The 10,773-nt window shown below is 72.4% G+C and carries 9 protein-coding genes and 1 tRNA gene; 7 read left to right on the top strand and 3 right to left on the bottom strand.

Annotated elements, in window-relative coordinates; all coding sequences use genetic code 11:
- The first annotated feature begins 6 nt into the window (after positions 1 to 6).
- From PPSIR1_RS04290 to fabD, 3 genes are read left to right on the top strand one after another with little or no spacing between them, the layout of a single operon-like run.
- A complete protein-coding gene (locus PPSIR1_RS04290; protein ID WP_045115338.1) occupies positions 7 to 831 on the top strand; it encodes a thioesterase II family protein in 825 nt (274 codons plus the stop codon).
- Positions 832 to 835: 4 nt separating this feature from the next.
- On the top strand, positions 836 to 2,059 hold the full coding sequence (locus PPSIR1_RS04285) for an acyl-CoA dehydrogenase family protein (RefSeq protein WP_006969759.1): 1,224 nt from the start codon (positions 836 to 838) through the stop codon (positions 2,057 to 2,059).
- A complete protein-coding gene (gene fabD / locus PPSIR1_RS49965; protein WP_006969758.1) occupies positions 2,056 to 4,584 on the top strand; it encodes an ACP S-malonyltransferase in 2,529 nt (842 codons plus the stop codon). The genes PPSIR1_RS04285 and fabD overlap by 4 nt, the downstream gene beginning before the upstream one ends.
- A 38-nt stretch (positions 4,585 to 4,622) precedes the next feature.
- Here fabD and PPSIR1_RS04275 read toward each other — a convergent pair.
- Positions 4,623 to 4,695, bottom strand: a tRNA-Lys gene (locus PPSIR1_RS04275).
- Between the two features lie 86 nt (positions 4,696 to 4,781).
- Complete coding sequence (locus PPSIR1_RS04270; protein WP_006969757.1) at positions 4,782 to 5,420, bottom strand: 3-oxoacid CoA-transferase subunit B; 639 nt, start codon at positions 5,418 to 5,420, stop codon at positions 4,782 to 4,784.
- A 21-nt stretch (positions 5,421 to 5,441) separates the two neighbouring features.
- Here PPSIR1_RS04270 and PPSIR1_RS04265 point away from each other — a divergent pair, with 21 nt between their 5' ends.
- Positions 5,442 to 7,124 carry an alpha/beta hydrolase family protein gene (locus PPSIR1_RS04265; protein ID WP_086000995.1) on the top strand — a complete coding sequence of 561 codons (1,683 nt, stop codon included), beginning with the start codon at positions 5,442 to 5,444 and terminating at the stop codon, positions 7,122 to 7,124.
- Positions 7,124 to 7,684: a GNAT family N-acetyltransferase gene (locus PPSIR1_RS04260; protein ID WP_006969755.1), complete on the top strand. Its 561-nt coding sequence runs from the start codon at positions 7,124 to 7,126 to the stop codon at positions 7,682 to 7,684. Before PPSIR1_RS04265 ends, PPSIR1_RS04260 begins: the two co-directional genes overlap by 1 nt.
- Before the next feature lie 13 nt (positions 7,685 to 7,697).
- Here the strand turns inward: PPSIR1_RS04260 and PPSIR1_RS04255 are convergent, their stop codons facing one another.
- Entirely contained in the window at positions 7,698 to 8,372 is a 675-nt protein-coding gene (locus PPSIR1_RS04255; protein ID WP_006969754.1) for a 2-hydroxychromene-2-carboxylate isomerase, read from the bottom strand.
- Between the two features lie 142 nt (positions 8,373 to 8,514).
- Here PPSIR1_RS04255 and hpt point away from each other — a divergent pair, with 142 nt between their 5' ends.
- Both hpt and PPSIR1_RS04245 read left to right on the top strand, forming a co-directional pair.
- The gene (hpt, locus tag PPSIR1_RS04250; RefSeq protein ID WP_006969753.1) at positions 8,515 to 9,102 is read left to right on the top strand and encodes a hypoxanthine phosphoribosyltransferase; all 588 of its coding nucleotides are present in this window, start codon (positions 8,515 to 8,517) and stop codon (positions 9,100 to 9,102) included.
- A 222-nt stretch (positions 9,103 to 9,324) separates the two neighbouring features.
- Positions 9,325 to 10,761 carry a sodium/glutamate symporter family protein gene (locus PPSIR1_RS04245; protein ID WP_006969752.1) on the top strand — a complete coding sequence of 479 codons (1,437 nt, stop codon included), beginning with the start codon at positions 9,325 to 9,327 and terminating at the stop codon, positions 10,759 to 10,761.
- Positions 10,762 to 10,773 lie beyond the last annotated feature (12 nt).

Raw genomic sequence — 10,773 nt, 5'->3', positions numbered from 1 at the left:
CCGACCATGTCCGACCCCTCTCAAAGCCCCTGGCTCGTCCGCCATCGCCCGCGCCCGCACGCTCGCGTGCGCCTGATCTGTATCCCCTTCGCCGGGGGCGCGGCCTCGGTGTTTCGGCCGTGGAGCGACGCGCTGCCCGAGTCCATCGAGGTCTGCGCCGTGCAGCTCCCCGGCCGGGAGCGACGGCTGCGCGAGCCGCTCTACGACGCCATGGATCCGCTGATGCGCGAGCTCGTGGCGGCGATCGGTCCGAGCCTCCAGTCCGGCCCCAACCCCGACCAGCCCTTTGCGATCTTTGGCCACAGCCTGGGCGCGTGCGTGGGCTTCGAGCTGGCCCGGCAGCTGCGGCGCCTCTACGGCCGCGAGCCCGTGCACCTGTTCGCCTCGGCCCGCCGCGCGCCTCACTTGCCCGACCCCGCGCCCTTGCACGCCTTGCCCGAGGACGAGCTGGCCGCGGCGCTGCGGCGCATGGGCGGCACGCCGGAGACGGTGCTCGCGGACCCCGAGCTCATGCGCATCTTCGTGCCGATCCTGCGCGCGGACCTCTCGGTGGCCGAGAACTACCTGTGCCCGCCGGGCCCGCGCCTGCGCTGCCCCATGACCATGCTGCGCGGCGACGCGGATCCCATGGTCACCAAGGCCGAGGCCCTCGGCTGGCGCGAGCACACCCGCGGCCCCTTCACCATGCGCACCTTCGCCGCCGGGCACCTGTTCCTGGGCACCCACCAGGGCCAGGTGCTCGAGCTGATCACCACCGCCCTGGCGCCGGTCCTGCGCGCCGGGGCCACCCCTGCTTCCCCCCTCGACCCCACCCCCACTCACCGAGGCTGAGTCCATGCACTTATCCCACGACCTCTCTTTGGAGCCGCGCGCCGAGACCTTGACCGATCCGGTCGAGGCCTTCGTCCGCGAGCGCGTGCTCGGCCGCGAGCTGCGGCTGGACGATCGACCCAAGGCGCCCTCGCGCCAGTACCAAGAGTTCGTCGAGCGCGGCCTCGACAACTGGTGGGTGCCCAAGGCCCAGGGCGGCCGGGGCCTGAGCTTGAGCGAGAGCGTGGACATCGTCGACGCCCTCGCCTACGGCGACGCCGGCCTGGCCCTGTCCCTGTTCATCGCCGTGATCGGCTCCACGGTCATCGACCTCTACGGCAGCGAGGCCCACAAGCGGCGCTGCCTCGGCGCCCTGGCCAGGGGCGGGGTGACCTCGGCGACCCTCGGCAGCGAGCGCCTGGCCGGCTCGGAGCTCCTGCGCATGGCCACGGCCGCCCGGCGCGAGGGCGACGAGTGGGTCCTCGACGGCGAGAAGTACTTCTCGACCAACGCCGGCATCGCCGACCACTGGCTGGTCATCGCCCGCGACGTCGCCCGCGACGAGCTGCGCGGCTTCGTGGTCGAGGACCCGCTGACGCGTCCCGGCGTCGAGGTGCTGCGGCGCTGGCCGATGATCGGCGTGCGCAGCTCGGCGACCTACGAGCTGCGCCTGCGCGGCTGCCGGGTCCCCGCCGACGCGGCCCTCGAGGGCAACGGCGTGCGCTTGCTGGAGATCGGCCTCAACCCCAGCCGCACGCTCATCGCCGCGTGCGCCCTGGGCATCGCCCGGCGGATCCGCGACCTGTGCCTCGACTACGCCCAGGACAAGCGGGTCAAGGGCGAGGCGCTCATCGACAACGCCGTGTTCGCGGCCAAGCTCGGCCAGGTGCAGATGGACATCGACACCATGCGCTGCGTGTGCAAGGCCGCGGCCCGAGACTTCGACGCGCTGCGCGGGCGCAGCGACGCCGCGGCGGTGTTCATGGCCGCCGGCTCGCTGGCGTCGACGGTCACGGCCAAGGTCGTGTGCGGGCAGATCGGCTGGCGCGTGGCCAGCGTGGGCTCGGAGATGTTCGGCGGCCTCGGCTACACCGAGGACTCGCTGATCGGCAAGCTCGTCCGGGACATGCGCTACGTGTCCGTGGTCGAGGGCGGCGAGGACGTGCTCCGCGACTACGTCTACAACCGCTCGGTGCTGCCGGCGGACATGCGCCGGCGCGCCCTCGAGGGCCGCGGAGGTGCGCGATGAGCCTCGCCGTCGTGTTCCCCGGTCAGGGCGCCCAGCGCCGCGGCATGGGCAAGGGCCTGTTCGAGCGCCACCGCGAGCTCGTGCGCACGGCCGACGCCGTGCTCGGCTACTCCATCGAGGAGCTGTGCCTGCGCGACCCCAGGCGCGAGCTCAGCCGGACCCTGTTCACCCAGCCGGCGCTGTTCGTGGTCAACGCCCTGCACTGGCTCGAGGTCCGGGGCGAGCACGGCAACGGCCGCGCGCCCGCTTTGTTCGCCGGGCACAGCCTGGGCGAGTACAACGCGCTGTGGGCCGCCGGGGCCTTCGACTTCGAGACGGGGGTGCGCCTGGTCCAGCGCCGGGCGCAGCTCATGGATCAGGCCGCCGATGGAGGCATGGCCGCGGTCCTGGGCATCGACGCCGACGCGGTCCGGGCCGTGCTCGCGCGCAGCGGGGCGCAGACCGTGGACGTCGCCAACCTCAACGGGCCGACGCAGACCGTGATCTCCGGACCCACGGCCGAGATCGCCCGGCTCAAGCCGATCTTCGAGGCCGAGCCGATCCGCGCCTACGCGGTCCTCAACGTCTCGGCGGCCTTCCACTCCCGCGCCATGCGCCCGGCCCAGGACGCCTTCGCGCGCTTCCTCGAGGGCTTCGAGCTGCGCGCCCCGGCCAGCCCGGTGATCGCCAACGTCAGCGCCCAGCCCTACACGGAGGCGACGGTCGCGGCCTGGCTCAGCGAGCAGATCGCCGGCGCGGTGCGCTGGGTGGAGTCGGTGCACCACATGCTCGACGTCGGGGTCACGGAGTTTCTCGAGTGCGGGCCCGGGGACGTGCTGACCAAGATGATCCGGCGCATCCAGGAGGCCCCGCGGCCGAAGGTCGTTGCGGCGCCGAAGGTCGAGCCGACGCCGAAGGTCGAGGTGGCTCCGGAGGTCGAGGCGACCCCGAAGGTCGAGCCTCGCCCCGTTCGCCGCCCCTCGACCAAGCTGCCGCGGGTGCGGGTGTTGCCCGTGGGCGGTCGCGCCAAGCCACGCACGCCCGAGCGGGAGACTCCGCGCGGACGCATGACCCCGAAGATCCGCAGCCTCGGCTCCGGACGCCCTGCGCCTGCGCCTGCTCCCGCGCCCGCGCCCGCGAAGCTCGACGCCGCCGCCCTGGGCGATCCCGCCTTCCAGGCCGCGCACCGCGTGCGCCTGGCCTACGCCAGCGGCTCGATGTACCGCGCCATCGCCTCGCCGGCCCTGGTCGCGCGCATGGGCAAGGCGCGGCTGCTGAGCTTCCTGGGCACGGGCGGCCTGTCCCTCGCCGAGATCGACGGAGCCGTGGACGCGGTCCAGGCCGAGCTCGGCACAGACGGGATCTACGGCTGCAACCTCCTCGCCCACCCCGACGACGCCGCCCGCGAGCTCGCCGAGGTCGAGCTCTTCCTGCGCAAGGGCGTCCACACCCTCGAGGCCTCGGCCTTCATGCAGGTCAGCCCGGCGCTGGTCTGCTTCCGCCTGCGGGGCGCTCGGCGGGGCGCCCAGGGCGAGGTCGTGGCCGCGCGCCGCGTCGTCGCCAAGGTCTCGCGCCCCGAGGTCGCCGCGCAGCTCATGGCCCCCGCGCCCGCCGAGCTCCTCGACGCCCTGGTCCGGGAGGGCAAGCTCAGCGCCACAGAGGCCGCCCTCGGCCGCGAGCTGCCCCTGTGCCACGACCTCACCGTCGAGGCCGACTCGGGCGGGCACACGGACATGGGCTCGCTGCCGACCTTGCTCCCGGCCATCGCCAGTTTGCGCGACGCGGCCATGGCCGCGCGCCCGCACCCCGAGCGCGTCCGCGTGGGCGCGGCGGGGGGCATCGGCACGCCCAGCGCCGCGTTCGCGGCCTTCATGCTCGGGGCCGACTACGTGCTCACCGGCTCGATCAACCAGTGCACCCCCGAGGCCGGGACCAGCGACGCCGTCAAGGACATCCTCGCGACCCTCGACGTCGCCGACACCGACTACGCCCCGGCCGGCGACATGTTCGAGCTCGGCTCTCGGGTCCAGGTCGCGCGCAAGGGCCTGCTCTTCCCCGTCCGCGCCAACAAGCTCTACGACCTCTACCGCCTCCACGAGCGCATCGAGGACATCGCCCCGGCGACCTTGCGCCGGATCGAGCGCAATTACTTCAAGCGCAGCGTCGACGAGGTCTGGGCCGAGTGCGAGCGCTGGTACGGCGAGCACCGCCCCGAGCTCCTGGCCCGGGCCGCGGCGAGCCCCAAGCAGCGCATGGCGATGATCTTCAAGTGGTACTTCGCCCACACCAGCCGCCTGGCGCTGACCGGCGCGGCGGAGCAGCGCTCCGACTATCAGGTCCACTGCGGGCCCTCGATGGGCGCCTTCAACCAGTGGGTGCGCGGCACGGCCCTCGAGCCGTGGCGTGCGCGGCACGTCGACCAGATCGCCGACGCGCTCATGGAAGGCGCCGCGGCGCTGTTGCGCGAGCGCCTGGGGCCGTGGTTGGGCCGGGCGTCGACCTCCGAGGGCGGGAGCCTGCCCGCGGTGCCGCGGCTCGGATCCTGAACCAAAAACGAGACCGCCGAAGTCGGCGGTCTCGGGAGTGAGCCTGGTAGGAATCGAACCTACAACCCGCGGATTAAGAGTCCGCTGCTCTGCCAATTGAGCTACAAGCCCGGTGGGACGCGAAACCTACACGAACCGTCGGCAGACGCCAGCCCCCCAGCGTTGTGCTTGCTCACAATTCTCGGCGAAGCTGGAGCTCAGGCGCGCACGACCGGGGCCTGGGTGGCTTCGCGGATCGCGGCCTCGTCGACGCCCTCGGCGAGCTCCACGAGCTCGAAGCCCAAGCCTGCGCCAATGGGGCGCAGGACGCCGAGGTCGGTGATCACCAGGTCGACGCAGCGCATGGCGGTGAGCGGGAGGGTGCAGGCCTCGAGGACCTTGCTGGCGCCGTCCCGGGAGCGGTGGCGCATGACGGCGATGACCTTGCGGGCGCCGGTGGCCAGATCCATGGCGCCGCCGATGCCGGCGACCTTCTTGCCGGGGACCATCCAGTTGGCGAGATCGCCGGCGGCGCTGACCTGCATGGCGCCGAGGATGGCGACGTCGACGTGGCCGCCGCGGATCATCGAGAAGCTCAGGGCGCTGTCGAAGGTGCTGCCGCCGGGGAGCACGGTGACGGTCTGCTTGCCGGCGTTGATGACCTGGGCGTCGACCTCGTCGTCGTGGGGGAAGGGGCCCATGCCGAGCAGGCCGTTCTCCGAGTGCAAGAAGATGTTCTGCTCGGGGCCGATGTGGTTGGCGACGAGGGTCGGGATGCCGATGCCGAGGTTGACGACGCTGTTGGGCTCCAGCTCTCGGGCTGCGCGGGTGGCGATCTGGTCTCGGTCCCAGGGCATGGCGCCTGTATAGTCCGACGGATGCATCGGCCTTGGCCAGGGATTGCCCTCACCGCTCTGCTCACGGCCACGGCTGGGAGCGCGACGGCCTGCCTGACGCCGCCGCCTCCGGGGGAGGGGAGCGCGAGCCCGGGGGAGGGCGCCGCGGCCGAGGTGGACACGGTGGTCGACCCGGCCCGGGCGATCGGGGAGCTCTACGAGGTCGGGGAGATCCGGGCGTTTGAATTCACCCAGCTGGGCACGACGATCGGGCGCTCTTGGGGGCGCTACGGCGGCACCGTGGTCCAGGCCGGCGAGACCCTGCACCGCATCGAGACCCGCGTCGAGCTGTTGCCGCCGGGGTCCAAGCCGGTGCGCTGGGCCTCGGAGCTGCTCGTCGACGGCGAGGGCAACCTCGTCGGCGGGTGGGAGCGCTCGATGGCCGCGCAGCTGAGCTTCGCCGTGGACCCGGGCGACGCCATGCTGCGCATCGAGGCCGACGCCGGGCTGCCGCAGATCGAGCGCGAAGAGCTGGCCTACGACCCCGGCACGGCCTTCATGGGCTACATGTCGACGATCCACGAGGAGCTGATGTTCGGCGCCCGCGAGCTGGTCCTCGGCGAGAACGAGTGGCGCTTGATCAGCCTGTCGGCGGGCAGGGCCGATCCGTGGTCGGCGACCGTCGAGAAGAAGGGCACGACGGTGGTCCTCGACACCAGCCTCGGCGAGGAGATCTGGTTCGAGGACGGCCGCATCAACCGCATCGAGGTGCGCGAGGACGAGCTCGTGGTCACGACCATGGCCCACCCGCGCTGGCCGGAGTGGGAGGTGATCGGGCCCAAGGGGCTGAAGTACCAAAAACCGGCGGACGCGAGCTTCTCGATCCGCCCCGTCGAGCTCCCGGGGCAGCCGGGCGAGGCGGGCCTGGCCGGCGAGGTCCTCGTGCCCGACCCGGACACCCACGGCCCCGGGCCGTACCCCGGCGTGGTGTTCTTGAACGGCAGCGTCTCGGCCGATCGCTACGGCTTCGCCGGGCCGCCCGCGGTGGACCTGGGCTACCACGAGATGACCGACGCCCTCGCCAACGCGGGCTTCGTGGTCATCCGCTACGACGAGCGCGGCATCGGGGAGAGCGAGCAGGCGCCGATGAGCTGGGCGGGGCAGCGCGGCGACGCCCAGCGGGCCTTCCGCACCCTCTTGGTCCAGGCCGAGGTCGACCCCGACCACATCCTGGCGATCGGCCACGCCGAGGGCGGCTGGCGGGCGCTCGCGCTCGCGGCCATGCGCCCCCGGGAGATCGTCGGCGTGGCCATGCTCGCGACCCCAGGCCGGGGCTACCGCGAGCTCTTCGCCGCCCAGCCCGACGTGCTCGCGGCCCTCGAGAGCGGCGAGGGCCTCCCGCCCAACCTCGAGCCCATGGCCCAGTGGTACGGCGAGATCCTCCAGGAGGACCCCGACGCGCTGATCTTCCGGGCCCGCGTGCCGATGTGGCTGGCCCAGGGCGGCCAGGACTTCGAGGTCGATCCGGTCAAGGACGTCTCCGCCCTCGAGGCCTCGGCGACCAAGCACAAGCGGAAATTGACCGTCGCCCGCTTCGAGCACCTCGACCACCACTTCAAGGCCACCGACGGGACCTCGAACCACGCCAGCTACCTCGAAGAGCGCCCCGTGGATCGGCGCTTTTTGAAGGCCCTGGTCGCCTGGGCCGAGAACGCGGCGAAGTGATGGCCGCCCTCGACGGCGAGCGCCTGCCGACCCTCGAGAGCGAGCGGGCGCGGCTGCGGTGGTTGACCCTCGCCGACGCCCCGAGCTTGTTTGCGATCTTCTCGGACCCCGAGGTGATGCGCTTTTGGAGCACGCTGCCGCTGGCGAAGCTCGACGAGGCCGAGGCCATGGTCGAGCAGATCCAGGCGGGCTTTCACGCCCACCGCTTTTACCAGTGGGGCATCGCCCGCAAGGTCGACGACGCCGTGATCGGGACCGTGAGCCTCTACCAGGTCAACCAGGCCAACCGCCGGGCGGAGCTCGGCTTCGCCCTGGCGCGGGCGCACTGGGGGCAGGGCTGGGCCCGGGAGGCCGTCGGGGCGGCGATCGCCTTCGCGTTCTCGGAGCCCCTCGATCTCGCGCGCCTCGAGGCCGACGTCGACCCCGACAACCACGCCTCGCTGCGCCTGCTCGAGCGCTGGGGCTTTCAGCGCGAGGGCTACATGCGCGAGCGCTGGCGCGTGGGCGGCGGGGTTCAAGACTCGGTCATGCTCGGCCTGCTGCGCCGCGAGTGGCCGTAGCCGAGCTGGGCCGCTAGCGCTGGCGCTGGGCGTCGGCGCGCAGGCCCTCCCAGGCCGAGAGCGCCGCGAGGTCGATGAGGTCCTCGCCGCGCAGGTAGGCGTCGAGGTCCTCGAAGCTGTCGTCGCCCCAAAACAGCTCGTCGCCGACGAGCATGGTCGGGACCCCGAACACCCCGCGCTCGATGGCCTCCTGGGCGTTGGCGAGCAGGCGCTGCTTGACCTCGGGCTCGCGGGCGCGCGCGCGCATGGCGGGGGCGTCGAAGCCCGCGGCGCTCAGGGTGGCCGCCAGGGCCTCGGCGTCGTGGACCCCCGGGCCGCCGCCCCAGGTCGCGTCGAACAGGGCGTCGATCAGTCGGCGCTGGTCCTCGAGCTGATCGTGCAGGGCGCAGACCAGGCGCAAGCTGGCGATGGGGTTGAAGGGGTGGCCGGGCGGGGGCTGCAGGGGCACGCCCAGGCGGGCCGCCCGGCGGCAGACCTGCTTGAAGGTCCACAGGCGCTTGGGCGCGATCTCGGCGGGGCCGAGCTGACCCCAGTGGTTGAGCAGGCCGGCGAACACCACGGGGCGATGGACGACCGCGCGGCCGCTGGCCTCGGCCACGGCGTGGACGCGCTGCCAGGCGAGGTAGGCGTAGGGGGAGATGAAGTCGAACCAGAACTCCACGGGCGTGTCGGGCGACGGCGCGGCCATGGCCCCACGCTGACACGTCGCGGGCGCGGGGGTCGAGATCTCCCGGGGAAAAATCGTGAGCTTCTCCAAAGGCCCGAGAACGGCCGCTCGCGGCCGCTCACCGGCGTTTCGCGCCCACCTCCAGGGGTGGTAGCGTCCGGCCATGAGCACCTCGGAGCGCTACGCGAAGATCTGGGAGGGTGGCCTGCGCGGGGACCTGCGCGAGATCCTCTACGACGTGGACACCCTGCAGTCGACGATCCTCGACATGGGGGAGCAGATCACCCGGGACTACGCGGGCAAGGAGCCGCTCCTCGTGGCCATCCTCAAGGGCTCCTACCCCTTCCTCGCCGACCTGGCCCGGGCCATCAACCTGCCCCTGACCGTCGACTTCATGGCCGTGTCCTCCTACAAGGGCACCAAGTCCACGGGCGTGGTCCGCATCCTCAAGGACCTCGACCGGAGCATCAGCGGCCGCGACGTGATCATCGTCGAGGACATCATCGACTCGGGGCTGACCTTGCAGTACCTGCGCGAGAACCTGCGCGGGCGGGGCCCGGCGAGCGTGGAGATCGCGGCGCTGCTCGACAAGAAGGTCGTGCGCGCGGGCAAGCCCAACGAGGACATGGGGGCCAAGTACGTGGGCTTCGAGTGCCCCAACGAGTTCGTGGTCGGCTACGGCCTCGACTACAACGGCCGCTACCGCAACCTGCCCTTCATCGGCGTGCTTCGAGAAGAAGTGTACAGCTAGGAGCCCGCACCAGGACTTCCTACCGGAAGCCCTTCCACGGCCCCCTAGCCCCTAATCTCGATGGAGGGGCTTCGCGGTCCCTCCCCCGCGCCGGCAAAGCCGTCACGGGGCCTCCTCCCCGGCGGTCGGGCTTCCGCCCTCCTGTGCCCCGGACCTGTGACAGGAGTCTCTGTTTGGGGGACTGGGGCCCACGCAGGCTAGTCCGGTGGCACACTAGCCGCCGTGCAGTACTGGGCCGGAGGCTACGTACAAGACCTGCTGATCATCGTGGCGTTGATCGCCGCGGCGGTCGGCCTGCGCCGCTTGCTCCCGCCCCTGCAGCGCCTGGGCATGCCCGACGCGCTCATCGCTGGGGTGCTGGGCATGGCCCTGGGCCCGGCGGGCGCGGACCTGCTGCCCTTCTCGAGCGAGCGCCTCGAGCTGATCATCTACCACGCGCTGGCGCTGGTGTTCATCTCGGTCAGCCTGCAGGCGCCGCAGAAGAACTCGCGCTCGGGGGCGACGCGCTCGATCACCTTTGCGATCCCGGCGCTGGCGGCCATGCAGGGGGTCATCGGCCTGCTCGCGGTGCTGATCTGGAACGCGGCCGCGGGCGAGAAGGCGCTGCACTCGGGCTTCTCGATGCTGCTGCCCCTGGGCTTCAACCAGGGCCCGGGGCCGGCGATGACCCTGGGCGGGAGCTGGGCGAAGGACTACGGCTTCGCCGACGGGGCGCAGCTGGGGCTGATCGTCGCGGCCATGGGCTACGCGTGGTGCTGCGTCGGGGGCGTGGCCCTGGTCGCCTATGGCCGGCGCCGCGGCTGGCACGAGCAGGCTGGGCTGTCGCTGCTCGGCGGCGGGGCCGAGGGCGAGGGCGCGGACGCGGACGCAGCCCCGTGCGAGCGCCCGCCCGCGCGCCGGGCCGAGCTCGGCGGCCTCGAGCCGCTCACGGGCCAGCTCGTGGCGATCGCCATCGTCTACCTGGGGACCTGGCTGTTCCTGTCCAAGGTCGCCCCGCTCGTGCCCGAGGATCGGCAGTCGACGATCTACGGCTTCCACTTTTTGATCGCCACGGGCTTCGCTTTGGCCCTGCGCCCCCTGGCCGCGAAGCTCCCCGGCGGCACGCCCCTGGACGACGACCTGCTCGCGCGCATCTCCAGCGCGATCGTCGACGTGGCGACCTGCGCCGCCCTGGCGGCGGTGCGCATCGAGGTCTTCCTCGAGTACCTCGCGCCGGTGCTGTTCATCACCACCATGGGCGGGCTGAGCACGCTCTTGGCCTGCGTGTGGCTGGCGCGGCGTGCCTTCCCCGACCAGCCCTTCCACCACGCGATCATCACCTACGGCGCGCTCACGGGCACGGCGACCACGGGCCTGGCGCTGCTGCGCATGCTCGACCCCCAGCTCCAGGGCCCGACGGCGCGCAACTACGTCCTCGCGGTCACGCCCTCGGCCCTGCTGGCCCTGCCCCTGTTTGCGATGATGCCGTGGCCGGTGCGGACCTTCGCCGACGGCTATCCGGGGCAGCAGCTCACGGTGCTCGGGGTGCTGCTGGTGTACTCGCTGGTCCTGCTCGCGTTCTGGCGCATGGTCGGTCCGCTCAAATTCGCGGGGCCGCTGGCGTCGCTGTGGCCCAAAGAGCGCAGCGCAGAGGTCCAGCCCGGGGGCGAGGACGGATAGCTCCAGGGGCCG

The sequence above is a fragment of the Plesiocystis pacifica SIR-1 genome, from assembly GCF_000170895.1.
Taxonomy (GTDB): Bacteria; Myxococcota_A; Polyangia; order Nannocystales; family Nannocystaceae; genus Plesiocystis; species Plesiocystis pacifica.
Note: the sequence above shows the minus strand (reverse complement) of the source record. Positions and strands in the feature narration are given on the sequence as shown.

Coding starts and splice junctions, on each gene's coding strand:
- PPSIR1_RS04265 (WP_086000995.1), top strand. CDS start 5,442: ATGCATCGGCCTTGGCCAGGGATTGCCCTCACCGCTCTGCTCACGGCC.
- PPSIR1_RS04260 (WP_006969755.1), top strand. CDS start 7,124: ATGGCCGCCCTCGACGGCGAGCGCCTGCCGACCCTCGAGAGCGAGCGG.
- PPSIR1_RS04285 (WP_006969759.1), top strand. CDS start 836: ATGCACTTATCCCACGACCTCTCTTTGGAGCCGCGCGCCGAGACCTTG.
- PPSIR1_RS04270 (WP_006969757.1), bottom strand. CDS start 5,420: ATGCCCTGGGACCGAGACCAGATCGCCACCCGCGCAGCCCGAGAGCTG.
- PPSIR1_RS04255 (WP_006969754.1), bottom strand. CDS start 8,372: ATGGCCGCGCCGTCGCCCGACACGCCCGTGGAGTTCTGGTTCGACTTC.
- fabD (WP_006969758.1), top strand. CDS start 2,056: ATGAGCCTCGCCGTCGTGTTCCCCGGTCAGGGCGCCCAGCGCCGCGGC.
- hpt (WP_006969753.1), top strand. CDS start 8,515: ATGAGCACCTCGGAGCGCTACGCGAAGATCTGGGAGGGTGGCCTGCGC.
- PPSIR1_RS04290 (WP_045115338.1), top strand. CDS start 7: ATGTCCGACCCCTCTCAAAGCCCCTGGCTCGTCCGCCATCGCCCGCGC.